Source organism: Psychromonas sp. SR45-3, assembly GCF_014163575.1.
Taxonomy (GTDB): Bacteria; Pseudomonadota; Gammaproteobacteria; order Enterobacterales; family Psychromonadaceae; genus Psychromonas; species Psychromonas arctica.
In genome coordinates this window covers 1-26,845 of sequence record NZ_JACJDP010000027.1, presented here as the reverse complement: position 1 = coordinate 26,845, position 26,845 = coordinate 1, and the positions used below count along the sequence as shown (strand labels likewise).

General features: G+C 38.5%; 25 protein-coding genes. 4 read left to right on the top strand and 21 right to left on the bottom strand.

Annotated features, from left to right (window positions below; genetic code table 11):
* Positions 1 to 14: 14 nt before the first annotated feature.
* The 7 genes from pta to metA all read right to left on the bottom strand — a co-directional run bounded on the left by pta (position 15) and on the right by metA (position 9,645).
* Positions 15 to 992: a phosphate acetyltransferase gene (gene pta, locus H5084_RS13820; protein WP_028867787.1), complete on the bottom strand. Its 978-nt coding sequence runs from the start codon at positions 990 to 992 to the stop codon at positions 15 to 17.
* Positions 979 to 1,830: an ethanolamine utilization cob(I)yrinic acid a,c-diamide adenosyltransferase EutT gene (eutT, locus tag H5084_RS13815; RefSeq protein WP_028867788.1), complete on the bottom strand. Its 852-nt coding sequence runs from the start codon at positions 1,828 to 1,830 to the stop codon at positions 979 to 981. Before eutT ends, pta begins: the two co-directional genes overlap by 14 nt.
* A 3-nt stretch (positions 1,831 to 1,833) precedes the next feature.
* Positions 1,834 to 2,529 (bottom strand): ethanolamine utilization acetate kinase EutQ, encoded by a 696-nt coding sequence (gene eutQ / locus H5084_RS13810; protein ID WP_182690845.1) that lies wholly within the window; start codon positions 2,527 to 2,529, stop codon positions 1,834 to 1,836.
* Between the two features lie 22 nt (positions 2,530 to 2,551).
* Positions 2,552 to 3,028, bottom strand: a complete 477-nt coding sequence (locus tag H5084_RS13805; RefSeq protein WP_028867790.1) for a EutP/PduV family microcompartment system protein — start codon at positions 3,026 to 3,028, stop codon at positions 2,552 to 2,554.
* Between the two features lie 8 nt (positions 3,029 to 3,036).
* Positions 3,037 to 3,378 (bottom strand): ethanolamine utilization microcompartment protein EutS, encoded by a 342-nt coding sequence (gene eutS / locus H5084_RS13800; protein WP_409077639.1) that lies wholly within the window; start codon positions 3,376 to 3,378, stop codon positions 3,037 to 3,039.
* A gap of 792 nt (positions 3,379 to 4,170) precedes the next feature.
* The gene (metH, locus tag H5084_RS13795; protein ID WP_182690843.1) at positions 4,171 to 7,854 is read right to left on the bottom strand and encodes a methionine synthase; all 3,684 of its coding nucleotides are present in this window, start codon (positions 7,852 to 7,854) and stop codon (positions 4,171 to 4,173) included.
* Positions 7,855 to 8,727: 873 nt separating this feature from the next.
* Positions 8,728 to 9,645, bottom strand: a complete 918-nt coding sequence (metA, locus tag H5084_RS13790; protein WP_182690841.1) for a homoserine O-succinyltransferase — start codon at positions 9,643 to 9,645, stop codon at positions 8,728 to 8,730.
* A 275-nt stretch (positions 9,646 to 9,920) separates the two neighbouring features.
* Between metA and H5084_RS13785 the strand changes: the two genes are divergently transcribed.
* Complete coding sequence (locus H5084_RS13785) at positions 9,921 to 10,406, top strand: GNAT family N-acetyltransferase (RefSeq protein ID WP_182690839.1); 486 nt, start codon at positions 9,921 to 9,923, stop codon at positions 10,404 to 10,406.
* Between the two features lie 100 nt (positions 10,407 to 10,506).
* On the opposite strand, the gene H5084_RS13780 is transcribed toward H5084_RS13785, so the two are convergent.
* From H5084_RS13780 to gspC, 14 genes are all read right to left on the bottom strand, one after another.
* Positions 10,507 to 11,145, bottom strand: coding sequence for an SCO family protein (locus H5084_RS13780; protein WP_182690837.1), 639 nt, complete (start codon positions 11,143 to 11,145; stop codon positions 10,507 to 10,509).
* 52 nt (positions 11,146 to 11,197) lie between these two features.
* Positions 11,198 to 11,827, bottom strand: coding sequence for a transcriptional repressor LexA (gene lexA / locus H5084_RS13775; protein ID WP_028867796.1), 630 nt, complete (start codon positions 11,825 to 11,827; stop codon positions 11,198 to 11,200).
* A 338-nt stretch (positions 11,828 to 12,165) separates the two neighbouring features.
* A complete protein-coding gene (locus H5084_RS13770; RefSeq protein WP_182690836.1) occupies positions 12,166 to 12,915 on the bottom strand; it encodes a type II secretion system protein N in 750 nt (249 codons plus the stop codon).
* Positions 12,916 to 12,933: 18 nt separating this feature from the next.
* Entirely contained in the window at positions 12,934 to 13,416 is a 483-nt protein-coding gene (locus H5084_RS13765; RefSeq protein WP_182690835.1) for a type II secretion system protein M, read from the bottom strand.
* Positions 13,416 to 14,615, bottom strand: coding sequence for a type II secretion system protein GspL (gene gspL, locus H5084_RS13760; protein WP_182690834.1), 1,200 nt, complete (start codon positions 14,613 to 14,615; stop codon positions 13,416 to 13,418). The genes H5084_RS13765 and gspL overlap by 1 nt, the downstream gene beginning before the upstream one ends.
* On the bottom strand, positions 14,612 to 15,616 hold the full coding sequence (gene gspK, locus H5084_RS13755) for a type II secretion system minor pseudopilin GspK (RefSeq protein WP_182690833.1): 1,005 nt from the start codon (positions 15,614 to 15,616) through the stop codon (positions 14,612 to 14,614). The genes gspL and gspK overlap by 4 nt, the downstream gene beginning before the upstream one ends.
* Entirely contained in the window at positions 15,616 to 16,251 is a 636-nt protein-coding gene (gene gspJ, locus H5084_RS13750) for a type II secretion system minor pseudopilin GspJ (RefSeq protein WP_182690832.1), read from the bottom strand. Before gspJ ends, gspK begins: the two co-directional genes overlap by 1 nt.
* Entirely contained in the window at positions 16,238 to 16,627 is a 390-nt protein-coding gene (gene gspI / locus H5084_RS13745) for a type II secretion system minor pseudopilin GspI (protein ID WP_051368997.1), read from the bottom strand. Before gspI ends, gspJ begins: the two co-directional genes overlap by 14 nt.
* 3 nt (positions 16,628 to 16,630) lie before the next feature.
* Positions 16,631 to 17,209, bottom strand: a complete 579-nt coding sequence (gene gspH, locus H5084_RS13740; RefSeq protein ID WP_182690831.1) for a type II secretion system minor pseudopilin GspH — start codon at positions 17,207 to 17,209, stop codon at positions 16,631 to 16,633.
* A 27-nt stretch (positions 17,210 to 17,236) separates the two neighbouring features.
* Entirely contained in the window at positions 17,237 to 17,656 is a 420-nt protein-coding gene (gene gspG, locus H5084_RS13735) for a type II secretion system major pseudopilin GspG (protein ID WP_182690869.1), read from the bottom strand.
* Positions 17,657 to 17,716: 60 nt separating this feature from the next.
* On the bottom strand, positions 17,717 to 18,931 hold the full coding sequence (gspF, locus tag H5084_RS13730) for a type II secretion system inner membrane protein GspF (protein WP_182690830.1): 1,215 nt from the start codon (positions 18,929 to 18,931) through the stop codon (positions 17,717 to 17,719).
* Between the two features lies 1 nt (position 18,932).
* Complete coding sequence (gspE, locus tag H5084_RS13725) at positions 18,933 to 20,453, bottom strand: type II secretion system ATPase GspE (protein ID WP_028867806.1); 1,521 nt, start codon at positions 20,451 to 20,453, stop codon at positions 18,933 to 18,935.
* Positions 20,446 to 22,467, bottom strand: coding sequence for a type II secretion system secretin GspD (gene gspD / locus H5084_RS13720; RefSeq protein ID WP_182690829.1), 2,022 nt, complete (start codon positions 22,465 to 22,467; stop codon positions 20,446 to 20,448). The genes gspE and gspD overlap by 8 nt, the downstream gene beginning before the upstream one ends.
* Positions 22,468 to 22,518: 51 nt before the next feature.
* Positions 22,519 to 23,367 carry a type II secretion system protein GspC gene (gspC, locus tag H5084_RS13715; RefSeq protein ID WP_182690828.1) on the bottom strand — a complete coding sequence of 283 codons (849 nt, stop codon included), beginning with the start codon at positions 23,365 to 23,367 and terminating at the stop codon, positions 22,519 to 22,521.
* Positions 23,368 to 23,664: 297 nt separating this feature from the next.
* Between gspC and hslR the strand changes: the two genes are divergently transcribed.
* From hslR to pckA, 3 genes are all read left to right on the top strand, one after another.
* Positions 23,665 to 24,069 carry a ribosome-associated heat shock protein Hsp15 gene (hslR, locus tag H5084_RS13710; protein ID WP_037070927.1) on the top strand — a complete coding sequence of 135 codons (405 nt, stop codon included), beginning with the start codon at positions 23,665 to 23,667 and terminating at the stop codon, positions 24,067 to 24,069.
* Positions 24,070 to 24,098: 29 nt separating this feature from the next.
* Positions 24,099 to 24,959, top strand: coding sequence for an Hsp33 family molecular chaperone HslO (gene hslO / locus H5084_RS13705; protein ID WP_028867810.1), 861 nt, complete (start codon positions 24,099 to 24,101; stop codon positions 24,957 to 24,959).
* Positions 24,960 to 25,133: 174 nt separating this feature from the next.
* Positions 25,134 to 26,753 (top strand): phosphoenolpyruvate carboxykinase (ATP), encoded by a 1,620-nt coding sequence (pckA, locus tag H5084_RS13700; RefSeq protein ID WP_182690827.1) that lies wholly within the window; start codon positions 25,134 to 25,136, stop codon positions 26,751 to 26,753.
* Positions 26,754 to 26,845 lie beyond the last annotated feature (92 nt).

Below are 26,845 nucleotides of genomic sequence, written 5' to 3'. Positions count from 1 at the left end.
AACAAGTTAATATGTTAATCACATATATTTGATGCCAATACGGCAATGTCTACAATATCGTCAGCACTGCAACCACGTGACAAATCGTGTACAGGGTGTGCAAGCCCTTGTAGCATAGGCCCTAGGGCGATATACCCCCCCAGACGCTGCGCCACCTTGTACGCAATATTGCCCGCATTTAACGACGGGAAAATAAATACATTAGCCTGCCCAACCAAAGGACTGTTAGGCATTTTCTGAGCTGCGACAGAAGGCACAAATGCAGCATCGAACTGTACTTCACCGTCAATAATCAAATCTGGCGCGCGCTGCTTTACTAATTCCGTCGCTTCTAGCATCTTACTGGCAGCCGGATGTTTCGCACTGCCTTTAGTCGAGAAAGACAACATCGCGACTTTTGGCTCTATTCCAGTTAAACGCTTATAATTAGTGGCTGTATCGATGGCGATATCAGCCAACTGTTCGACTGTAGGTTCAGGAATCACCCCAGCATCTGAAAATGCATGCACTTGACTGCCATCGGGAGAAAGCATCAAGAAAAAGCTTGAGACCGTTTTGGCTCCAGGTAATACACCAACACCTTTAATAGCGGCTCGGATCATGTCACCAGTAGAAGAAATATTGCCGCCAATACAAATATCGGCATACCCCTGTTCAACCATCATCATAGAAAAATACAGTGGTTGTTTTAATAATTCCTCTGCATCCTCTTTGCTAATCGGTTTCTTCTGCTTTGCCATATAAAGGCTAACCATCTGATCAAAACAACCTGCAAATTCCGGTGTCAGAGTAGTTAAACTGGGTACTGCAATCCCACTTTGATGGGCCCGATCACGTAACATAAAAGGGTTACCTAACAAAATAGGCTCAGCTAACCCCTGTAATTTAAGTTCATTAGCAGCATGCAACAAACGGACATCTGCAGAATCAGGGAAAACAATGCGCTTCGGCTGTTTTCGGCACTGAGCCCTACAGCGTTCAAGCAGTTCCATTATGCAATTCCCCTAACAACGATTGTTTCCCGTTCTGACATTGCCAGGTCAGAATCATGACCACGTAGACTGCACTCGACAATCTATTGAGACCAGCAATGATGTCCGGACGAGAAAGTTGCATGCTGGCATCTAAAAAGACTCGGCTAGAAATTAATTCCAGCTCTCGAATGAGTGCACGCAGGTAATTCAGTTGAGCAACGAGTGGTCCATAACTCACATCTGGTAGCATATGGTCATGCTCTAAATACTTGAGAGGATAATGTGACCACTGATGAATTGTGTCAGCACAAAAATCGCCTAATCCAGGTAATTCCAACTCTCGTTCTGTTACTTCAGCTTGTAGTACATGTCCAAGATAGGAACGAATATCTGCGACAAACCCTTTTAACATGGGAGGGCTTTCTTCCATCTGTGTTTGTACGATGACACAATAACTAATGCAGCTATCTAGTTTGCCTCGCAGCTCAATTCTAGGATGTGTTTTGGGTACCAGTAATTTGTCATTAAGATGCGTCATGAGTGCAGGCTTATCTACAACTTCTGAGCCACATAACAAACAGCCATTCTTAGGACGTATGTTATTGCTTTTTAATGGGTGTACCTTAACTAGCACGTCTGCGGACTCATCATTGGAAACAGATCTACTTTCAGCGATAAACATCTGACCTTTTTCGTCACGCCAGCGCACTTTGATATTCTTATCGTTCAAAAGCCCATGTGCAGCGGGCGTGAATCGACACCCAGGGGTAAGTTGAATCTCACTACCATGGGCTAAACCGAAGTGCTGACGTAGATAATCTTCAGTAATAAATTTAGGGTCAGACACACTAGTCATTGGTTACGACCATTCTGCTGGGTAGGTCACATAGACATAACGGACGTGGGTTGGTGTACCAAACTCTACAGAGCTACCTTTAGGAATAAAAACCACATCACCCGGTTTACCTATCGTAGTACCGGATGCAGTTTTCACATGTAATTCACCTTCGAGTACCACATTAACTTCATCATAATTTAGGGTCCAAGGAAAAAAAGCATTTTCCCAGCCCATATAACCCACCCCCATGTTACTGCCATCTGCAGCGCCTAAAACATCCGTCAATCCAATATTCTTGCCGGGCGCACCATCAAACTCCTCTAATTCAACCGCATTACCACGAATCATCACGATTCCATCATCGTTAATCTGACGTGGAGAAGCTGGCGCTTTACTATCAAAATTAGCCATTGCCTTAGCCACTAACGACTTTATTAAGTCACTTTGGCTTCCATCTACATTGGGTAATCTCGCCTCAATTTCTGCTTGTATAGATTGTGCGGTCGTTAACGTTGTTGAAGCTTCTACTTCTTTAGTGGCCATAGAGGCAGGATTAAGATTAGTCTCAACTTCGTGTTCAAGAATAGCAATTTCGTTGGTACTGGCTAGATCCCGAGCTTCTGGAGTAATAATAAAATCTTTAGCAGGAGCAACTATATACGTTTTTTTTTCAGACTTTACGCGTCGAATATCAGCTGCCGAAATAAGTATTTTCATTAACTACAATCCTTATTGGTATTTATACAACATGCACTGGGTCGGACTGCAGCGCTAATAAATGTTGATAGAGACTATCAATCGATGCTTGATCAAAAATCGAAATTTGCAAGTATGGCTCAGGTAAACCATTCTGCTTGAATAGCTTAGAGGCTTTGGCAATATCAGCATCGTTTGCGTCAATTTTGCTAATCACACTAACAATATTTTTATTTGGATAAACTCTGAGCAGCCCACTAGGGACAGCAAAATGCTTCGCATTTGCAGGTTGTAAGCAAACGATGGTTTTAACACTGGCGATTGTTGATAATAAAGCGCCGTTCCAAGACCTGTTATCTACAAATTCACCAGGAGTATCAACAACATGACCGCAATAAAAGATAGGAGCCTGAGTTTTACCAGTAGCAGTTTTCTGAGCAATTAACTTATCCAATAATGCAGACTTACCCGCATCAACTTCTCCAATAATCGCAATACTAGCTAAACCATCTTTGCTCATATAAATACCTAAGTTCGGGTTAGCTTACAGGTGGTATAAGAAAGGTTGTCATCCAGTACTTGAATAACCGTTTTAAGGGCCTCTTCAACGGAAGCAACTGAACCAGTAATTACCAACGCACCAGAAAATCGATCTAGAAAGCCAATTCCAACATCAGCAGCCTTTGTAGCAATATCACCTGCAATGATCGATGTTTCACCTGGAGTAAGAGTCAATATTCCAATCGCTCCTTGGCTATCAACACCGACTCGTTCACATAGCTCTTCAGTAGGATTTGCAATGAGGTGGGCTAAAGTGATCTGCTTACCAGGAACAAACTCCTGAATGATTCGATTCTTATCCGTACTCAGATCAAACTCTACCATCAGCCACTCTCATAAGATTAATGTTGAGCAAAGATTATCCATTAAACCTAAAACCAAAAACGTGAACAAAATCAAAACAAATCATAATGTTAAAACTGAGAATTTAATTCACTCACAGATCCTAATTTTATTAACTGATTCAAAATAAAGAGCAGTCAGTTTCGGATAGATGATTAAAAACATAGGGAATAATCGTTCTAATTACCTTTTGCGGCTAAAAAAATCGTTTACGCCTTTATTCATAGGGTTAGCTTACACTCCACCCGACTCGCCTGCTGAGCTAAAACAAACTGCTGAAGAATAAAATGCTCACATCGAGTGAAATAAAATGTTGGTATCAGCCTTCTTTTTAGATTGCTGCTAAGGATAATTAACGACGATACTTTGAATCAAAAATGTGAACAAAATCAAAATAAATGACAATTTCTAGATAGGGGGCTATATTTTTTGATTCCACACAAATTCCGGTACTCTGAAGACATTCCAATAAAAAATATGCAGAGGCGCGTTAGCTTGAATAAGTTTCTAGCCATGCACTGAATTAATTTATTTACCCTGCGTAAGACAAGATCACAACATTAATTCATTTACCAAAACCTACATCTATGTGAAAAATATGCACTCAGATGATGAACGATAATGGGCGGATTCAACATTGAAGTACATAACGACTAAGTAGCTATAGCTACTATATGTTCAGCCATTTGATAGGTTTTAAATGAATACAGCCAGCTAAACTGGCCGTATTCTTCAATATTTTATTAACAAACTATGGATCTAACCGATGTTTGGACCTAACCAACGTTCTGCAGTTAACATATCCCAACCTTTACGTTGTGCATAGTCTTCTACTTGATCTTGTTGGATACCGGCAACAGCAAAATAACGACTTTCAGGATGAGAGAATATCCATCCCGAAACAGCTGCACCTGGGTACATGGCGTAACTTGATGTTAATTCCATTCCAATTTCTTGCTCAACATTCATTAAATCCCAAATCACAGCTTTTTCACTGTGTTCTGGGCATGCAGGATAACCTGGTGCAGGACGAATACCTTGGTATTTTTCACGAATTAAATCGTCGTTGTCTAAGGTCTCATTTGCGGCGAAACCCCAATACTCTTTACGTGTTTTTTGATGTAGATATTCAGCAAAGGCTTCGGCTAAACGGTCACAAATAGCTTGCACTAAAATGGCATTATAGTCGTCATTATCTGCTTTATATCGCTCAGCAACTTCACGCTCACCAATCCCGCCTGTTACAGCAAAAGCTGCAATATAATCCGCGACACCTGATGATTTAGGAGCAATGTAATCCGCTAAAGAGTGATTCACAAAGGGGGGCTTTTTCTCTGTTTGTTGACGTAATTGATGACTCACTTGCAAGATTTCAGAGCGCGTTTCATCGCTATAAATTTCAATATTATCGTCAACACGATTTGCGGGGAAAATCCCCACAATACCCGATGCACTGATTTCACCGGCAGCTTCAACCGTGTCTAACATAGCGAGTGCATCTGCAAACAGACGTGTTGCTTCTTCACCTACGACTTCATCTTTTAAGATACGTGGGTATTTACCTGCTAATCCCCATGTCATAAAGAATGGTGTCCAGTCGATATAATCACGTAACACATTAATCGACATATTTTTTACTACTTGCACACCCAATTGATTAGGCACAGTGGGTTTGTAATTTACCCAATCCAATTTAGCACCATTAGCACGTGCTTGTGTTAAACCAATTGGTGCACTGCGTGGGCGTTTATTGGCATGCTGTACTCGTACACGGTCATAATCTAAATTCAGTTTTTCAACAAATTCAGGTTTATGCTTTGGACTCAATAATTTTTGACATACACCTACCGCACGAGAAGCATTCGATACATAGACCACGGGTTGATCGTAATTTTGTTCAATTTTTACTGCGGTATGTGCTTTAGAAGTGGTTGCTCCGCCAATTAACAACGGAATAGTTAGTCCTTGCCGTTGCATCTCTTTTGCTACATATACCATTTCATCTAATGACGGAGTAATCAAACCCGATAATCCAATCAGATCCGCATTATGTTCTAACGCAGTTTTAATGATTTTCTCAGTGGGTACCATTACACCTAAGTCGATAATTTCATAGTTATTGCATTGTAAAATAACACCTACGATATTTTTACCGATATCGTGTACATCTCCTTTTACGGTTGCCATCACTACTTTACCGTTGGTTGCACCCACTGCTTTAGTCGCTTCAATAAATGGATTTAAATAAGCAACGGCTTGCTTCATTACCCGCGCAGATTTAACCACTTGCGGTAAGAACATTTTACCTTCGCCGAACAGATCACCAACGATATTCATGCCATCCATCAATGGCCCTTCAATCACTTCGATTGGCATATCCACATTTTGACGTGCTATTTCGGTATCTTCTTCAATAAATTCTGTAATGCCTTTAACTAATGCATGTGCAATACGTTCATTAACGGGCAGACTACGCCATTCTAATACTTTGGTCTCGTCTGCTTTTTCAGCGCCATCACCACGGTATTTTTCTGCAAGTTCTAATAAAGCATCTGTGCCATTAGCATGTTTATTTAAGACCACATCTTCAACGGCATCTTTTAATTCTTTGGGAATATCATCATAAATCGCAAGCTGTGCAGCGTTTACGATCCCCATATCCATCCCGTTTTGAATACAGTAATAAAGAAATACAGCGTGAATCGCTTCACGTACAGGATTGTTACCACGGAATGAGAAAGATACGTTTGAAACACCGCCAGAAATCATTGCATGAGGTAAGTTATCTTTAATATCTTTCACTGCTTCAATAAAGTCTACAGCATAGTTATTATGCTCTTCGATCCCGGTGGCAATAGCAAAAATATTAGGGTCAAAAATGATATCTTCCGGTGGAAAGCCAACTTGGTTAACTAAAATGTCATAGGAGCGCTTACAAATTTCATATTTACGCTCGCGGGTATCCGCCTGTCCGTCTTCATCAAAGGCCATCACAATTACCGCAAAACCGTAACGACGAATCAATTTAGCTTGATGAATAAAGTTATCAACGCCCTCTTTCATACTGATTGAGTTAACGATACCTTTCCCTTGAACACACTTAAGCCCTTCTTCTAAAATTTCCCACTTAGAAGAATCAACCATGATTGGTACGCGTGAAATATCAGGTTCAGAAGCACATAGGTTTAAGAAACGCTTCATCGCAAATAATGAATCAAGCATCGCTTCATCCATATTAATATCGATAATATCTGCGCCAGCTTCTACTTGATGCAACGCTACTTCAAGCGCTTCATCGTATAATTCATCTTTAATTAAACGTTTAAAACGGGCAGAACCGGTTACGTTTGTTCGCTCACCAACATTTTGGAAGAGTGAACTAGAACGAATAGTTAACGCCTCTAAACCACTTAAACGACAAGCAACTTCAATCTCTGGTAATTCGCGCGGTTTGATACCCGCAACGGCATCAGCCATCGCCTTAATATGCGCAGGCGTTGTACCACAACAACCGCCCACTAAATTTAAAAAGCCACTTTCAGCCCACTCTTTAATATGCACCGACATTTCATCGGCTTCTAAGTCATATTCACCAAAGGCATTGGGCAAACCGGCATTAGGATGTGCAGAAACATAAGTTTCTGAGATACGCGACATCTCTTGTACGTATTGACGTAACTCATCGGGACCCAAGGCACAGTTTAAACCGAATGTTAGGGGTTCCGCATGACGCAATGAATTGTAGAAAGCCTCTGTTGTTTGACCTGATAATGTACGACCCGATGCATCGGTAATAGTACCGGAAATCATCACAGGAATTTTATAACCGAGCTCTTCGAATACCGTTTCAACTGCAAAAACAGCGGCTTTTGCGTTTAAAGTATCAAAGATAGTTTCAATCAGAATTAAGTCACTACCACCTTTAATTAAGGCTTTAGTCGATTCAATGTAAGCAACAACCAGTTCGTCAAAAGTAACGTTACGAAAAGCAGGATCATTAACATCAGGAGAGATTGAACAAGTACGGTTTGTTGGACCTAGCACACCCGCTACAAAACGAGGACGGTCAGGTGTTTCATCGGTTTTTTCATCGGCAACACGACGCGCAATACGTGCGGCTTCATAATTGATTTCAGCAGAAATAGATTCCATTGCATAATCAGCCATAGCAATGGTTGTTGCGTTAAATGTATTGGTTTCAAGAATGTCTGCACCCGCATCTAAATATTCACGATGAATATTAGCAATGACTTCTGGCTGCGTTAAAACTAATAGATCGTTATTGCCTTTTAAGTCGCTTTTCCAGTCTTTAAAACGTTCGCCACGAAAGTCAGCTTCTTCAAATTTATGGTCCTGGATCATGGTTCCCATACCACCATCGATCAGAAGAATGTGCTTTTCTAACTGTGCTTTAATTAATGCACTACGATCACTTATCGACATAGAGTTCCCTGCTACTTTATTCTGAGTAAAAAATGAGTGTCAATAATAGCATAAAACTTGTAGTCATAACCTTTCAAAGCCATTTCTATCTTGAAATATTCTGTTATAAATTATGAATTTTTTGATGGTTGAAACAGGTCATATATTCACTAATGTAATAGCAATTATATTAGGGAAGTGATCTAGGCAGCGCAGGAAAGCAACTTAGCTTAAAGGGAAGATTTCAATCGAGTCGTAAAAATTGTATATAAAAAAAGCGAGCTACTTAGCTCGCTTTAAAATATAAAGAACAATTGAGTTGTGACTATTAAAAGAGGCATTAATATCGATAATAAAAACTAACTTGATACTAATAAAACTTTACAAATAATCCACTATCTAATTTGATAAAAGTGAATGTTAGAAACGCCCGTTGGCAATGAGTTAACTAATATAAACTCCTAACTCTGACACCCACTTTCAATAAAATGATAAAACGTAAAAATAATTAATCCTCCTGTATTAATGAATACAACCAGTATTAACTTCTAAAACTGTATCTAATTACCCCGTTGGGTAGGTGAGTGTTTAAATTAACAACTCAGTTTTTGATGCGGTTTCAGTACACTGGTACGAGTAAAATTTAAAATAATCTTATACCTCCGTTTTATGTTTGTTAACGTGAAAATGCTTAAATTGGTCAAGTGCATTTAATGCGATTGTGAAGTTAATTTTAATAACTAAGCTTCCTGAATAACCAACTTGCTAACTGCGCAGAAGCACTGCCTATATTTGACTTTACTCCTCTTAAGCTCTCTTAGCTACTAATAATTGTAGGAGAGCTTTTTACCTTTTCCAGTACTATTTTTCATCTTTATAAATTATTTACAAAATTTAGATTAAGTCACTGAGATCGTATGGTGTTACCTGATAAACACAATAATTTAGCCAGTTGCTATATAAGAGATTTCCATGGCTACGCCAAATTGCATGTGGAATTTCATTCTCATCATCATTCGGGTAATAGTTAATTGGCATGACCGGATCTAGCTCTTCTTCAAGGTCTCTTAAATATTCGTTATTTAGTGTATTTGCATCGTATTCGGGGTGCCCAGTGATATAAACCTGACGACAATCAGGACTTGCCGCAAGATATACTCCCGCATCAGGCGCATCTGCAAATACTGTTAAATCTGTTTTATCTTTAATAGTACGGCTATTAAATTCAGCATAACGAGATAATGGCGCCCAAAATTCATCGTCAAACCCTCTTACTAGTGGATGATGATGATGTGACGTTCGGTGTGAATAAATACCAGAGAGTTTATCATCACGGGTTTCTTTCTCTAATCCATACAGTATGTTTAATGCTGCTTGTGCCGCCCAACATAAAAATAGCGTTGAGGTAACGTTATGGCGAGACCAGTTAACTATTTCCGTGAACTTTTCCCAATAATATACATTTTCAAACGGAATGGTGCCAAGTGGTGCGCCAGTAATAATAAAGCCATCCCATTTTCGATTTTTGATTCGCTCAAAGTCACCGTAGAACTTATCTAAATGCTTTTGCGGTGTATTTCGTGTTGCTCTAGCGTCCACTCGTAACAGTTCAATATCAACTTGTAAGGGAGTATTAGATAATAAACGCATGAGTTGCGTTTCAGTTTCAATTTTTTTAGGCATTAAATTAAGGATCAGAACGCGCAGAGGACGAATGTTCTGGTGACTAGCTCGTGTTTCTGACATCGTAAAAATATTTTCAGATTTTAAAATACTTGATGCAGGTAAATCATCTGGAATACGAATTGGCATAATTACTTCCTTAAAATGGCCTTTTAGACATCTAGAAGTCTAACACTAAAGTAACTATTTTAAATACTTAAATCTAATTTAGCAGCTGTATTTATTTTTTATCTCTATTTTTTGACCTCAATTATTGTCAAAAGTTAACTACTTCCTATGTTGATCCTTGATTATTTTTATCGATGCTAGCGCTTCCACCAGCTTGTCCTCACTTTATGTAGAATAATTTTGATACATTAGTTAGACTAAAAAAACACCAATAATTAAAAATAAAAGGAATAGTAATGCTTAATATTCAAACGGTTGTAGCGGACTTACATAATCCACAACATGCACAGGCTTATTTAAGCTTAATGTCGCATTATGCTTGTGACCCTATGGGTGGAGGTGAAGATTTGAGTGACTTTGCCAAAGAGAACTTAATCACAAACTTGCTTGCTAGGAATGATGTTTTTATTGTTTTAATTTTTAGTGATGAGCATCCAGCTGCATTACTAACTGCGATAGAAGGCTTCTCTACTTTTGCTTGTAAGCCATTATTTAATATTCATGATGTTGTCGTACACAATGATTTTAGAGGCCAAGGCCTTACTAAACATTTATTTGAAAAAATTGAAGAAGTCGCAAAACAGCAGGATTGCTGCAAAATAACGCTAGAAGTATTAAGTGGTAATGCCATTGCTTGTAAAGCTTATCAGCGCCTTGGCTTTTCTGATTATCAGCTGGATCCTGAGTTTGGTAGTGCATTATTTTGGACAAAAAAGTTATAAACTGCGATCACCTACCGTTTAGTTTATACATCAACTCAACGGTAAACAGCCCTTACTGATTTAGCAGCAACCCTAAATGAGGCTAAATCCATTAGCGCTTTTAATAATTCGCCTGTATTGCTTTAATATCTTCAACCATTAAATCCATATCAACATGATTAATGCCCTGTGCATTAATTGTCGATTTAAACGTGGCATGAAACTCACCTTCAGGATTGATTAGAACAATAGAAGCACTATGGTCAACTAAATAAAAATCATCAGTTTCCCCCTCTTCAACCAAGCTATAAATCAATCCTAATTGAGTAACAAATGGCCAAAGTTGTTGATGGGTGCTGGTTACGCCAATAAATGCTTTATTAAAATAGTGCACATAATCTGCCAGTTGTTCTGCTTTATCTCGATTAGGATCAACAGAAATAAATACAACTTGTGTGGTTGTATTTCGATCATTGGCTAAGCTTGGGTAAATACGGTCTAGGTCTGCTAATGTGGTTGGACAAACGTCGGGGCAATAAGTATAACCCACAAAAAATAAGGTCCACTTTCCTTTTAAAGATTGGTTGGTAAAAGCGACTTCCCCAGCTTTTTCAAAGGCAAATTCAGGTAATGGCTGCCGTGTCTGTTGTAACACTAAGGCATCATTTTTACTGTGAACTAAATGAAAAGATTGGGTGCTACCGATAATAAAAAATAAAATCATTAACAGCGCACTAAAAATTATTATTAAACGTTTCATTTAATTCACACTATAAGTTTGGAAGAGGGTTATTAATAACACTAATTGCCAATTACATCCAATCTGCAGTACGAATAACCCCAACCGCAATCCCTTCAATATCAAAAGATTGATACTCTAAGTCGACCTTTATCGCATCAAATAAAGCATTTTCTGCTTTTAATGTTATCTGCTTACCATCACGATAAAAACGTTTTACGGTGACATTGTCTTCAACACGCGCAACTACAACTTGGCCATTGTTTATGTTTTGAGTTTTATGTACAGCCAATAAGTCGCCATCCATAATACCAATATCTTTCATGCTTTCACCTTCAACGCGCAGTAAAAAATCTGCCGCAGGATGAAATAAAGCGGGGTCAACATCGTAATGTGCTTCTACATGCTCTTGAGCAAGAATAGGCTCACCAGCAGCGACTTTGCCAATTAAAGGTAAACCTTCATCGGCCACTATTTCATTATCTTTATGGTCGCTAACAACACGAATACCACGAGAGGTGCCTGACAATATTTCAATTGCACCTTTACGTGCTAAAGCTTTCAAATGCTCTTCTGCTGCATTGGCGCTTTTAAACCCAAGTATTTTCGCTAATTCAACACGCGTAGGAGGCATGCCAGTTTTTGCAATCTGATCTTTAATAACGTCTAAGACTTCGCCTTGGCGTTTGGTTAATTCTTTCATTATGAACTCCAAGCAATAAAAAACTGTAAACAAACACAGTGTATATTTATACATGGATAATTACTAGGGGCTGTTTCTCTTTAGCGCCGTTTTTATAGGAATTTATGCGACTACTATCAGTTTGAATAGATTAATGATTTTAAACCTATTTAAAAAGCTCAGAAATGGACAAAGGGCGTACTGTTCGAAGTAACAATAAAAAACCACAGGCCTCTAAAATTCGACATTTATTCATCCCACTCACCATTCCACTTACAATCATCAGTGAACGGAACGGCAAGCCGATTTTAGACTGCACGTCGAAGAGCTCGCGAGTGAATTCAGACAACGTAGACCGCTTATAACACACCTTTAAAACTAACAGTGGTTGCACCGCTGTCGTTTTTAGGACCAATCCAAGTTAATGATTGTGCTATCGATGGGGGGAGTTTATCTGTGCCTTGAATTTCACCATTTAATTGGTAGATACCACCCTCGCCAAGATTAATATCTAAGTTTGTATTTAATTGCTCAGATTCTTGAGTGACAAAAGCAGTAATATTGCCATTATCACATCCTAAGTCTACGGAAGGAGAAGCTAAATTTACATTACCCATTTGACTATAAACAAAGGCATTATGCCATACCACTCTTCCCTGTAATTGCTCACAATAAGGGTCACCTTGCTTTATCTGCTGAATAACTGCAGAAAAATCACCTTCTATTTTTACTGGTAATTTAGTTGGTATCAATGTGAGTAATTCTGCGGAGGTTAAATCAACCATAACATTTGATGCGCTTGCACCTGTTAAACCATATTGCACAAAACCTTTGCCTGACATTTTATTAGGGCCATTATAAAAGGAGACATCAGCACCTATTGCTAAATTCAATAATGCTTTTAATTGAACATTCCATTGCACATTATGGAGCGTAACCTTAGGGTTGATGATAATTTGTTTGGCTTGTCCATTCCATAGGCTACCAGAAACATTATTGATTTTAACCGTTGAAGCTGGCATCCAGCTGACAACAGCTGCAGCAGGTAGATTAACTAATAAACTACCACAGTAAACCAATACAACAAGTATCGCTATTTTGACTTTCATTTGAACCCTTTTACAATGCTAATAACTTAATGACAGACGGTTAATCTTAACCATACCTTGTATTTTATCCTGATTTAAATCAGCACTATTAACTTGTACTTGGTATTGATTTTGTAATGCAGTGATCCATTTTAAGAATTGGTTGAATTCAACTTGATTAATCCAAATATCAACGCTGCCATTACGGTTTTGAATACGAGAAATAACAATTTTATTACGCTTTGCAGTACTACTAATCAACTGTGATAAATTTTGTTTTCTCGCCGTTGTCTTATTATTTCCAACACCCGCAGCAACGAGTTTATTAGCATTACTTTCTACCCAATGTAATGTTTGTTGGCTACTTTGTAGTTTTTGCTGACTCTCTGCTAAATTAGTCGCAATAGGTTGCCAAATAAGAAAATAAATAATCGCAATGAATACAACCACCAGCGAAATAAAGGTCAGCTGTTGCTCTCTTTCTGAAATGTTATCCCACCACTCTTTGATTTGTTCAAACATTAGTTAACCCTCACCGTTAATACACCGCTGACACGGTTTTTATTATTACTCAATGCCCCTTGGCCAAGCGTATATTTAGTAGGAACTTTTTTGGCGAGTAATTCAAAGGCCTGAAAGCTATCGGCACTAACCGCTAAACTTATTTGTTGGTTTGCACGATTAAATTTTAACGTTGAAATTTGTAAGCTCGGTACCGCTTGAAAAACTGGAAGCAAATCATTTAACATCGGTAACAAACCATCTGCCTGTGTACCAATCGATGACTCAGCCAACAAACTTTTCAATTTTTTCTTAATTCGGCTGTATCGTAAAGGTGATTGATTAGCAAAAGCTTTTTGGTAGAGAGTCTCTACTTGATGTTTTACTAATAAGGTTTCTCGATCTGCTTGTTTTGTGGTGATAACAGCATTAATTAATACCACAATAAACAAGATAGCAGCGGCAATTGCAGGTAGCTTCCACTTAGCGAATTGAAAATTACTTTCTTTTTTAACTTTAAACTCACCGGTTAACAGATTAATAGAATTATTAAGACACCCCTCTGCTAACAATTGCATCGGCAATACAACTGCTTTTTGCTGCCACTGGCCTATACAATCATGGGGTATGGCACTATAACTTTCAATTTGCTGTTCTGGTTTATCTAGTAAGTGTAATTGCAAAATGTTATTTAACATATCACTTTCACAACACCAAGCTTGATATTCATCAGTACGTATTAACCATTGGTTATCAAGTTGTAATGCTTGCCATTGTTGCTCCGTAGGTAGGGGCAGTGTTAATGCCTCTGGAATCAAACGTTGACAAAAAATATCGGCATCAGCTAACCAACCCAACCACATTGTTAATTTACTTTTAAAACAAATGGCAATTTCAACTAAGTCTGTTTTTTTAGCTAAAACTGAAAAGTGTAACTTATCAACATCACTAGCCAAGTCATCTTCCAACATATAAGGCAGAGCTTGTTGCATTTGACGTGTATAGGTCCCTTTAATCACTACTGATTTTAATGTGACATCGACGCCCGGCACTAAGCAAATAACTTTACGAGACTGTGCTTTTTCCGCTAACAATTTCAATGCCTGTGCATTATCTAAATCACCCGACGCAATGATCTCTTTTTCACTTTCAGACCAAACTAACCAATGGATAGTTTGGTGTGCTTCACTTGCTAAGCGGATAATTAATTGTTCACTCACTTGAACATCTCCATGCCAACCACCTCTTCAACTCCTGCATATTGGAAACGAATAGTCGTCGCTTTTTTATTCTCTACTTTAAATAATAGCTTGAAAACCATTACTCGCTGATCAAACTCTGCTAAACCAAATAATTGAAAAAAATCACTCGTGACACTTAACTGTGAACTGATTACATCAGGTATTAACTTATCGGCAATTAATTCTGATGCTAAAAATTCATCAACAGATGCCCAACCACTAATTGGTCTATCGTCTAATATAGATTGAATATCCTCTATTGTAATAAGCAATTCAGGTGGAAATAAAGCAAATAGTATTTGTGGTTGCTTTTTATTAACCGTATTCACATTAATCAACTGATTTGATGCCGGTAGAGCACATAAAAAAGGTTTTATGCGTTCATAAATCTGGTCAGTGACCCCTTGTATTGCTCTTAACTCTGAAACATCAACCATCAAATGGTTAGCGGTTAAATGTGGTACTCCCACTGACTCGTAATATCTATCTTCTGCACCCTGTGAAACATCGACAGTATCATTGTTATCCAGCCAATCCCGCGTAGACTCTGCAATTATTTCAGCAGCATACTCTTCAACACCTAGCGAAATCAGTAACATTTGAAATTGGCTAATAGGTAAAGCACGAGTATCATCTTGGTCAGCTTGGGCAATGGCATTAATATTGAAGCAGCGACGGTAATCTACCATGTTGCCAGTAATCGATCCTTCGTCGACAGGAAAAACGATATCTGGCGTGGCCCATATTTGATCTAGACTGATCACTTCGCTATCGGCAAAATCATCTTCTAATACCATGCGACTAAAATCCACGGTCGCTTGCCCGTACCAATATACTTTTTCTGAATACGAAAGTCCTTCTGTGCGCAATAAGCTAGAGGTCATTCGCCCTGTCATAGTGGCAGCAATGGTCACCATGATGGCTAAAATCATTAAAATAGTGATTAATGCAATACCTCGTTGCTTACGATGTTTCACCATTAATCTTCTACCGTACTATCAGACAATATAAAAACTCGCTTTAATTCACCGTAATGTTGGCTGTTAATCGTCATTTCAATACCTTTAGGTATTGTTTTATCTGCATTCCAAGTATCTATCCAATCATCATCCCAAAATCTAAAACTTAAACTATCAACATCATTTAATATTACTTGTTGTTCCGGTTTCTCTCCCGCGACAATATCTGGGTGTAAATAATACAAACGCTGTAATTGATTATTCTTAACGCGATAACCTACTCGTAAAATAGTTGAACGAGGCAATAAATTAAGTGGGTTAGTCCAACCTAAGCGATTAAACTCTATGCCTTCAGAATCTGAATCCAATACTTTTTTTCCCACATACAATACTTGTAATTTTTCATCTTCGGCATTACCTGTTCGTGAAATGCGTGCCACCATTTGTACAAAATCACGTTCAATTAATAACATACCACGCTGAATTTCAACTAAATGCTTATCATGCTCACGGCTGATTTCTCCACTGCGTAAAACACCTTGCAATATCTGGTAAGCAGCAAGGCTTAATGTTGCAAAAATAGCAATGGCAATCAAAATTTCAATTAAGGTAAAGCCATTTTGTTTAACCTGCTGATGGTACTTATGGTTTGGCAATGTAAGTCCTTATATACCCAAGCGCTTGCCCATCTTTTTGGTCACTCACTTCAACATCTAATGCCCTGAAATCCGTATTACCTGTTGCTACACCTTGAAAGCGCAAATACCACTTAGTATTCGCAAACTCAACTTCCTCTCGACGCCAGTGTAATTCAGGCCACTGCTGTTGTAATTTAAGCTCTGCAAGGCGGTTGCTTGCTACCCACATTGCGAATGTTTTTTGCTGTAAATAACTTTGATTACTTAATGATTGTGATGCGGCTTGCATTACCGCAATACCAGCAGAGGCTAAAATCACTAACGCTAACATCACTTCTAGTAGCGTCATGCCTTGATGTTTTTTAATACCTTGATAAGTGAATAATTTGCTCATAAATCACTCATTAGTTAATTCAACTTGACCGCTCATGCCCACTTTAACTGTGACTTTACGCGATACATTCTCTGTACTAGAAAATTGATAGCTGAAAGGTGTCACTTCACCACTAGACATAATAAAAACATGTGGGTTAATAGATGACTGTCTTGTTTGACCGTCAATGTTAACTAGATATGATTGCTCTACAAAAGTGTCAGAGTCCGCTTTTTTCTGTGCTTGTTCTAACTCCCCCCAAACGTTGCCCACTAGATTATATTCGGCACTAATATTGTCTGGGAATGTTATGTAACCATTGATCTGCGAGTTTACTAAAGGTTGCCATTGTCTTTTACTAAAGTTATAAAAAGCAAAAGTGTAACCTTGCTCATTAAACTCAATACCAAATTCAGTATTTAAAATTAATGCCTGATCCTGTGCTAGCTGTAATAAAGTACTAAAACGTTGCGCATGCCATTGGCTGCTTTGCGCAGTGTTACCTGAGCTGGTTAATGTCATGACCACGCCAACAGAAATCATGCCCATTAACACTAATACCAGCATGACTTCTAATAAAGTGAAACCTTTCACATTATGCATTGGAATGGCCACAAATACATTTATGCATTATTTATCATTGAGGTTCCATGTACCGATATCATCATCAGTTCCTTCTTCACCATCCAAACCGACTGAAAGTACATCGATTTTACCTTTCACACCTGGACTATTTAGAATGTAATCATTACCCCACGGATCTTGAGGAAGTCGCTTGATGTAACCATCTTCACGATAATTACGTGGTGCAGGAGATGCGCTTGGCTCTGAAACTAATGCTTCTAAACCTTGATCGGTTGTCGGATAAACACTGTTATCTAATTTATACATATCTAATGCATTTTCTAAGGCAATAATGTCTGATTTAACTTTTTGTACATCTGCTTTATCTTTATTACCGATTAAGTTAGGTACAACCATTGCTGCTAATACACCTAAAATAACGATAACCACCATGATTTCTAATAATGTAAAACCTTTTTGTTTCATTTTTGGTTTTAAATCTTTCACGCTTTCACCTTTTTTTATTATATAAATTGTATAGTTCAGTTATCCTGAAACCATATTATTAAGAGCCAAAATTGGCTGTAAAATGGCTGTAACAATAAACAAAACCACTCCCGCCATTGAGATAACGAGCGCAGGTTCAAATACCCCTAGTGCTAATGTTACTTGTGCCGAAAACTGTTTGTCTTGATTATCGGCAGATCGTTCCAACATATTACCTAATTCACCACTTCTTTCTCCACTGGCGATCATGTGTAACATCATCGGAGGAAACAACTTAGTACTATCTAATGCTCTCCCCAAACTTGCTCCTTCACGAACACGTTCAGCGGCTTCCTTCACTTTTAAGCGAATATATTGATTGCTTAATACATCACCGGCAATACCCATTGCCTCTAACAATGGCACAGCACTGCTATTTAAAATACTTAATGTACGTGCAAATCGTGCTGTATTTAATTCATTTGCGACTTTCCCTGCAACCGGAATACGTAATAAAAACCGGTCGAAGCGTAATTGGTTATTCGCTTTTCGCAAATGATGTTTAAACAACAACAAAGCAATAATACAGAAGCCTACAAAGTACAAACCATAGGCGCTTACTGCATCACTAGCCGCAATCAAAAAAAGTGTCGACCCAGGTAAATCTGCTCCCATATGCTGAAATTGTCCAACCACTTGCGGTACTACTGACGTTAATAGAATAGCAACAACAGAGATAGCCACTAAGGTTAATACGAGCGGATAAATCAGCGCTTGCATCATCTTACTTTTCATTTCTTGTCGTTGTTCGGCGTAATCAGCGAGCCTATCTAGTACTTTTTCTAGATGTCCTGATTTTTCTCCCGCCGCGACCATCGCGCAAAATAGATCATCAAAAATCATAGGGTAATTGCGCATACTATCTGCGAGTGTATGACCTTCAATTACTCCACCACGTACCGACGCTAGCATGCTTTTAATTTTAGGCTTATCACATTGCTCCGCTACTGCTTGCAATGACTCTTCAAGGGGAATGGAAGAAGCAACTAAGGTAGATAGCTGACGAGTGATCAAAGCTAAATCAGCAGTTTTTATTTTACTTTGAATAAAAGCCTTACCAACCCTTTTACGTTTTGAGGCTATTGCTTCAACTTCTAAGGGCATCAAGCCTACATTACGCAATTGTTGACGCAACATTCGAGCAGAGTCTGCCTCTTGTGTTCCTTGAGTTTGTTTGCCTTTTGCGTCTAACGCTTTATAGGAAAAAGTAGCCACACTAATCCTCTCTTGTCACACGTAAAATTTCTTCTAACGTCGTTTGACCTTGTAATACTTTCTTAATTCCGTCATCTCGAATGCTCGCAGAGGTTTTACGAATTTCTCGTTCCACAGCTTGCTCACCAGCCCCGGTATGAATTAATTCACGCACCACCTCATTAACGACTAACAGTTCATGGATCCCGGTACGCCCTCGATATCCAGTATGGTTACATTGACGACAACCATCAGGGCGATAAATAGTGGCTTCTTCAAGCTCAGTAATACCTAATATTTCTTTTTCTGAAGGACTTGCTGAATGCGGAGCTTTACATTGTGGGCATAAACGGCGCACTAACCGCTGCGCTAGTACACCTAAAATACTAGAAGATAAAAGAAAGGGTTCAACGCCCATATCACGTAAACGGGTCACCGCACCTACTGCAGAATTGGTGTGTAATGTAGATAATACTAAGTGCCCAGTTAAACTCGCTTGTACTGCGATTTCAGCAGTTTCAAGGTCTCGAATTTCACCAATCATCACAACATCAGGATCTTGACGTAAAATAGCACGTAAACCACGAGCAAATGTCATATCAACCTTGGTATTTACTTGAGTTTGACCAATACCATCGATGGCATACTCAATAGGATCTTCGACTGTGAGGATATTTCTATCTCTAGAATTGATCTCCAATAGGCTAGCATAAAGCGTAGTACTTTTACCCGAGCCAGTGGGCCCGGTCACTAATACGATACCATGTGGTTTATGGATAAGATTTTGTAATAATACGTGATTTTCTTTGGTCATGCCTAATGTAGAAAGCTCTAGCTTAACTGCATTTTTATCTAATAAACGTAGTACAACACGCTCTCCATGACTTGCAGGCATAGTTGATACACGTACATCTACTGCGCGACCGCCAATACGTAATGAAATACGACCATCCTGTGGAATGCGCTTTTCAGCGATATCCAGTTTTGCCATCACTTTAATACGTGACACTAACAGTGCTGCTAATTTACGATGTGGTTTTAATATTTCTCTTAATACACCATCAATACGGAAACGAATAATTAATGTTTGTTCAAAGGTTTCAATATGAATATCAGACGCTTCTTCTTTAATCGCCTCACCTAACATCGCATTAATTAATTTAATAATCGGAGCATCATCTTCAGCTTCTAATAAATCATCGTTAGCTGGCAGCTCTTCGGCCAAAGTAAAGAAATCGTCAGCGCCTAAATCTTCCATCAATTGTTGCGTTTCTAAGGAAGATGATTGGTAAGCGCGAGCCACTAACTTATCAAACTCATCACTCTCTACTTGTTTAATCGTAAAAGCCTGACCAATAACACGGCGTACTTCTATCAATAGCTCAACATTCGGCGTTTTTTTAAAGCACAACTCACTCTGTTGTCCATTGTGCTGCATGACTAATTCATGCTTTTTGGAAAAAGCAAAAGGCAACTGTCCTGAAGGAGTAAACTCGACTACTTCAGCCTCGTCAATCGCGTCGATATCGCTTAAATTACTCATTCACTTGACCTGTCTCTTCTTTGTTTTGTGCCGCCTCTTGCTTCGCTTTATTATATTCTTGATTTTTACGGAACATGTTAGGGTCTATTTCAACAGGTTGTCCCCATTCAGGTAATACTGGCACATTACTATTTGGCATCAATTCAATGCCATCTTCAGTTTGACCTAATTGTATTTGACGAATTAAACCGTATTTACGTTGGCTCAATTCCATCATAGTTTGATCATCTCTAATAATGGTTGCACGTAAGAAAATCATTAAATTACGTTTTTTAGTACTACTTTTAGTCGATCGGAAAAGCTGCCCTAAATAAGGGATGTCACCTAATAACGGCACTTTATCAACAGTTTCATTCACTGTTTCATCAATTAATCCACCAATAACAATGGTCTCACCTGACTTAGCTAACACAGTAGTTTTTACTGCACGAGTAGCAAAAATAACATCTACCGAGGTTTTTCCTTTAATGTTTGAGACTTCTTGCTCAATCACCATTTGCACTGAGTCACCTTCATTAATTTGCGGAGTGACCTTCAGTTTTATACCGACTTCTCTACGCTCAATGGTTTGAAAAGGATTATCATTCGATGAACTAGATGTAGAGCCTGTCAATACAGGCACTTCATCACCCACAATAAAGCTAGCTTCTTGATTATCAAGCGTAGTCAAACTAGGTGTAGCAAGAATATTAGACCCTGTTGTCGTACTTAGTGCCTGTAATATTACTCCCCAATCACTACCCACATAACCAGCCACACCACCAGCAATTGATGCTAGCGATGAAGCGAGGTCTTCATAATCGTCTTCATCATTGTTAATCGCATAAACGCCAGTTGCAAGTTCGCTCGCGGTTATGCCATTATCCTTAAACTGCGTTCCAGCACCTGCCGTAGAAGCCCATTGCACACTTAAGTTAATACCATTCCCTTCCGATACCTCTACCACAATTGCTTCTACTAATACTTGTGCTCGACGAATATCTAGCTGACGAATAATACTACTCAATGATGACATCAAGGCTGGCTGCGCTGAAATCACAATGGCATTCGTCCCTTCATGCGCTTGAATATTTAAAGAAGACATGTTTTTAGAGGAGCCAGACTGACCACCAGACGCATCTTCAATGCCTTTACTAACTCCTGTTAACACATCGACGACTTCTTTTGCATTGGCATATTTAAGGTAAAATACACGGGTATTACCATTATTCTTTAATTCGTTATCGAGTGACCTCACTAATTTAATAACACGGGCACGTGTTTTAGGTTCACCACTAACAATCACTGAATTAGTACGCTCATCAGCAACTAAACGCGGTTTAAGTACACTACTCGTACTATTTTTTGAGGTTTTTGGTGTTTGCTGAATAGAATTGATCATATTGACCATTTCTAGCGCACTTGCATACTCTAGTTTAACGATATCAACTTCTTGGTCACCGGCTTTATCAACGCGCTGGATAATTTTCACTAAACGATTAACCACCGAAGCACGGCCAGTGATCATAATAACGTTAGAAGGATCATAATGAACCACGTTACCACCACCAGCACTATCGTTTAACTGACGTAATAGCGGCGCAAGTTCACGCACCGAGACATTAATAACAGGCACCACTCGAGTGACCATTTCATCACCTTTAAAGCGACTTCCATCATCCACGACTGGAATTGCGGCTACTTTAGCATCTTTTGCTTTAATGACTTTAAGGACCCCATTATCCATTTCAACAACAGCAAATCCGTATACTTCCAAAACATTTAAAAAGAATTGATAATATTGTTGTTCATTTAGTAAGTCATAGCTGCGAACATTGATTTTTCCACGCACAGCTGGGTCTAGAATAATCGTTTTTTGTAGGTTCTTACCGACAATATTAATGAACTCATTCAGATCCGCATTTTTAAAGCTCGCTGAATATTCAGCAGCTTGTACCAAAGTGGCCTGTGAAAACAAAACAAAAATACTGGCTCCGATCAATCCAACCAATTTTTTCTTTATCCCTAAAATCATTACAACAACCTCATTGTTTACTTGTTTCAGCAGCTTAAACTTATTTTTATACTACGGAATACTAAAAAATAACTCGTTTAACTCACCATCGCGGTCAACGGTTAAGCTCATTTCTGTCATGGTGGGGAATTCTTTCATTAGCCCCATCGCTTGGCTGATATCGGTTAAATCAATACCGTTTAGTTCTACTGCTAAATCACCTTCTTGTAATCCTGCTTCTTCAAATAAACTAGGATCTTTACCAGGGCTCACACGATACCCTTGGATCTGATTGCCTTCTCTAACGGGGGAGATCCTAATATAATCGAGCAGCTTGCTAGGGTTTTTCAACAATGCCTTCCTATCAAGTGCAATTTCAGTTCTTTTACTTGATCTAGTTTGACCTTTTGCAGATATTTGACCATTTTCAATTCTGGCCATTCTTTTATTGGCTTGTTCTAGACCATCTAATATTAACGTTTGTTCCTCACCACCTACCGAAATAATAATTCGATCACTATATATTTGGCTCACACTTGCATCAGTCCCTTCAATCTCAGAATCAATAAAATAACTATCCTGGACATTTTTATATTCAATGATAACACTTGAAAGCTCAGGATCTGAAGCCGCAACAATGCCTACTAAAGTCAGTTTTAAGCGCGTTTTAGGCGCATCTGTTTGAGTAGATTGGACAGGCAGCTTACGTTGCCCTTGAAATTCTCCGAATAAATGCTGTTGCTGAATTTTTTGAGAGTTTAATGCTACCGCTTTTGTCTTTGGGTCAATGGAAGGAGGAGTCCACTCATATGTACTGTCTTTTATGGGATAAACAGCCCAAGTAAATAACGCTATCTGATAGGCGATTAAAGCACAGATAACTGCCAATATTATTTTCGGTAGTAGGGATATTATCGCCACTCTTTACATCCTATTTATTTACACTGAATATTAACCATTCTTATTTACCATACTAATGCCAACGCCAATCTTTATAAATCAACATAACTAGGTAAGCTCAAATAATGAGATCTATCCTGGAACTTTATGCTTTAGTTGGCGATAGAATAGCCCTTTGAATATAGCATTATCACACAACTATGCCTTGATTTATCAAATTTTGCCCCAATTTAATTACCTTAATAATTCATTATTTTCTTTTAACTTAATAACAAAGTTGATTTTTGCTAAACTAAAATCCGCTTTTGAGTGAAAAATATGAAAGAAACAACAGTACGATTAGACAAATGGTTGTGGGCTGCGAGATTCTATAAAACCCGCAGCTTAGCTCGTGAAATGGTGCAAGGTGGTAAAGTCCATTATAACGGCCAACGCTGTAAAGCGAGTAAAAATGTAGAGTTAGGGGCATTATTGTCAATTCGACAGGGTGAGCTTTTATTTGAAGTCTGCATTGAAGCCCTTTCAGAACAGCGTCGCGGTGCGCCAATTGCGCAAACGCTTTATAAAGAAACAGAAAAAAGTATCGCTAAGCGAGAACAATACCAAGTTTTACGTAAACTCAGTTTACAAAATGCACCACATCCAGACCGTAAGCCCAATAAAAAAGAACGCCGTGAATTAATACACGCAAAAACACAACGTAACACAGCGAATTTTGATTAATCGTTGCAGAATAAATATTGAGAGAAACTATGACAGACCAACTACAACGCTTCCTATTTGATGATTTTGAAATTCGCGGCGAAATTGCACAAGCACACACAGCTTTTCAACAATGCATCAATAACCATGACTATCCCGTTGAAATAGCTAATACCATCGGTGAATTGTTAATTGCCACCAGTTTATTAACGGCAACGTTAAAATTTGAGGGAAAAATCACCGTTCAAATACAGGGTGATGGTCCACTGAGCATGGCTGTCATTAATGCAAATCAAGATTTAGAAGTGCGAGGTACGGCGCGTTATCAAGGCGATACCACTGGGCTATCTTTTTTACAGTTAATTGGAAAAGGCAACCTGATGATAACTATCACACCAGAGAACGGTGAACGATATCAAGGTATAGTGGCATTAGAAAAAGATAGTTTAGCGGCGTGTTTAGAAGATTATTTTGTACAGTCAGAGCAATTAGCGACTAAAATTAGTTTATTTGCCGATAGTCAAGCAACACCAGCACAAGCAGCGGGATTATTAGTACAAACGTTACCTGCACACAGCGATACACATGAAGAAGATTTTGCGCATGTTTGTGCATTAGCCGGGACCATTAAAGCAGAAGAAATTTTTACCTTAAGTAATGAAGAACTATTATTCCGTTTGTATCATCAAGAACAAGTACGTTTATTTGAGCTACAACCCATTAGCTTTAAGTGTGGCTGCTCTCAAGAACGCTGTTTATCGTCTTTAGCATCTCTTCAAGAATCTGAAATAAAAGAAATTTTAGAAGAACAAGAGAGTATTGATATGCGTTGTGAATATTGCGCAACCACTTATTCATTTAAGGAAAAAGATCTACAGATTTTATTCACTTCTACGGATCAAAAACACTAATTTGATCAACTATTGTTGTCACATCACGAAGTAGCCATAATAATTTTTATTGTGGCTTTTTTTTAATCGATTATTTGAGCCTGCTCCCACAAAAATAACTTCAATTCCCCTACCCTACACACTCTTGTTTTCATTTCTTTTACAATAAAATTACACGTCATAATGGAGCTAACTATGACCCAAATAGCACTATCGACCACACAGTTACAACAGTACGGTATTACCGATGTTTCAGAAGTTCTTTATAACCCTAGTTATGAAACCTTGTTTACAGAAGAAACTGCAGACTCATTAAGTGGTTATGAAAAAGGTACGATTACTAATAATGGCACTGTTGCAGTTGATACAGGCATCTTTACTGGTCGCTCACCGAAAGATAAATATATAGTAAAAGATGATACAACTCGCGATACCGTTTGGTGGAGTGATCAGGGTAAAAATGACAACAAAGCAATTGATCAAGATACTTGGGCACATCTAAAAGGCCTTGTATCAAAACAACTCTCTAGTAAGCGCTTGTTCGTTGTTGATGCCTATTGTGGTGCTAATGCTAACTCTCGTTTAAAAGTACGCTTTATAATGGAAGTTGCATGGCAGGCACACTTTGTAACGAACATGTTTATTCGCCCAACTGCTGAAGAACTAATTGATTTTGAACCCGATTTTGTTGTAATGAACGGATCTAAAACAACTAATCCCGATTGGGAAAAAAATGGCCTCAACTCAGAAAACTTTGTTGCCTTTAATCTAACAGAAAAAATACAAGTAATTGGTGGCACTTGGTATGGCGGAGAGATGAAAAAAGGTTTGTTCTCTGTGATGAACTATTTATTACCGCTGAATGGTATGGCGTCAATGCATTGCTCTGCAAATATAGGCAAAGCTGGCGATACGGCAATTTTCTTTGGTTTGTCAGGAACAGGGAAAACAACACTTTCAACAGATCCTAAACGTGCATTAATCGGTGATGATGAGCATGGCTGGGATGATGATGGTGTATTTAATTTTGAAGGTGGTTGTTACGCGAAAACTATTCGATTAAGCGCCGAAGCTGAACCTGATATTTATGGTGCAATTCGACGTAATGCTTTACTAGAAAATGTGATGATTAATGAGCAAGGTGAAGTTGATTATGACGATGCAAGTAAAACTGAAAATGGACGTGTTTCATATCCGATAGATCATATCGTAAACATAGTAAAACCAATTTCTAAAGGTGGACACGCGCAAAAAGTAATCTTTTTATCAGCAGATGCATTTGGGGTTTTACCACCGGTTTCTAAATTGACTAAAGCACAAACTCAATATCACTTCTTATCTGGTTTTACTGCCAAGTTAGCTGGTACTGAACGTGGTATCACAGAGCCGACTCCTACATTTTCTGCTTGTTTTGGCGCAGCATTCTTGAGCTTACATCCAACTCAATACGCACAACAATTAGTAAAACGAATGGAAGCATGTGGTGCAGAAGCGTACTTAGTAAATACGGGTTGGAATGGTTCTGGTAAACGTATTTCAATTAAAGATACACGCGGGATTATTGATGCGATTCTAGATGGATCAATTGAACATGCTGAAACTAAAACGATTCCACTATTTAACTTAGAAGTACCGACTGCATTACCTAATGTAGACAGCAATATTTTAGACCCTAGAGATACTTATAGCGATGCATCGGAATGGAATGAGAAAGCTGAAAAACTAGCACATCTATTCATTGATAACTTTGCACGTTATACGGACAAGGAAGAAGGTAAGGTATTATTATCTGCCGGCCCTACGCTTGATAAATAACTGTTAAATTAAGAAGTAACGGTTAAATTAAAACTTAAAACTTAAAACTTAAAACTAACATTAATCAGTTATTAATTAATGTTAGTTTTAAG

Excerpts from the sequence above, each read along its gene's own strand:
- pta (WP_028867787.1), bottom strand. The coding sequence starts at position 992 with ATGGAACTGCTTGAACGCTGTAGGGCTCAGTGCCGAAAACAGCCGAAG.
- eutT (WP_028867788.1), bottom strand. The coding sequence starts at position 1,830 with ATGACTAGTGTGTCTGACCCTAAATTTATTACTGAAGATTATCTACGT.
- eutQ (WP_182690845.1), bottom strand. The coding sequence starts at position 2,529 with ATGAAAATACTTATTTCGGCAGCTGATATTCGACGCGTAAAGTCTGAA.
- H5084_RS13805 (WP_028867790.1), bottom strand. The coding sequence starts at position 3,028 with ATGAGCAAAGATGGTTTAGCTAGTATTGCGATTATTGGAGAAGTTGAT.
- metH (WP_182690843.1), bottom strand. The coding sequence starts at position 7,854 with ATGTCGATAAGTGATCGTAGTGCATTAATTAAAGCACAGTTAGAAAAG.
- metA (WP_182690841.1), bottom strand. The coding sequence starts at position 9,645 with ATGCCAATTCGTATTCCAGATGATTTACCTGCATCAAGTATTTTAAAA.
- H5084_RS13785 (WP_182690839.1), top strand. The coding sequence starts at position 9,921 with ATGCTTAATATTCAAACGGTTGTAGCGGACTTACATAATCCACAACAT.
- H5084_RS13780 (WP_182690837.1), bottom strand. The coding sequence starts at position 11,145 with ATGAAACGTTTAATAATAATTTTTAGTGCGCTGTTAATGATTTTATTT.
- lexA (WP_028867796.1), bottom strand. The coding sequence starts at position 11,827 with ATGAAAGAATTAACCAAACGCCAAGGCGAAGTCTTAGACGTTATTAAA.
- H5084_RS13770 (WP_182690836.1), bottom strand. The coding sequence starts at position 12,915 with ATGAAAGTCAAAATAGCGATACTTGTTGTATTGGTTTACTGTGGTAGT.
- H5084_RS13765 (WP_182690835.1), bottom strand. The coding sequence starts at position 13,416 with ATGTTTGAACAAATCAAAGAGTGGTGGGATAACATTTCAGAAAGAGAG.
- gspK (WP_182690833.1), bottom strand. The coding sequence starts at position 15,616 with ATGGTGAAACATCGTAAGCAACGAGGTATTGCATTAATCACTATTTTA.
- gspI (WP_051368997.1), bottom strand. The coding sequence starts at position 16,627 with ATGAGCAAATTATTCACTTATCAAGGTATTAAAAAACATCAAGGCATG.
- gspH (WP_182690831.1), bottom strand. The coding sequence starts at position 17,209 with ATGCATAATGTGAAAGGTTTCACTTTATTAGAAGTCATGCTGGTATTA.
- gspG (WP_182690869.1), bottom strand. The coding sequence starts at position 17,656 with ATGAAACAAAAAGGTTTTACATTATTAGAAATCATGGTGGTTATCGTT.
- gspE (WP_028867806.1), bottom strand. The coding sequence starts at position 20,453 with ATGAGTAATTTAAGCGATATCGACGCGATTGACGAGGCTGAAGTAGTC.
- gspD (WP_182690829.1), bottom strand. The coding sequence starts at position 22,467 with ATGATTTTAGGGATAAAGAAAAAATTGGTTGGATTGATCGGAGCCAGT.
- hslR (WP_037070927.1), top strand. The coding sequence starts at position 23,665 with ATGAAAGAAACAACAGTACGATTAGACAAATGGTTGTGGGCTGCGAGA.
- hslO (WP_028867810.1), top strand. The coding sequence starts at position 24,099 with ATGACAGACCAACTACAACGCTTCCTATTTGATGATTTTGAAATTCGC.
- pckA (WP_182690827.1), top strand. The coding sequence starts at position 25,134 with ATGACCCAAATAGCACTATCGACCACACAGTTACAACAGTACGGTATT.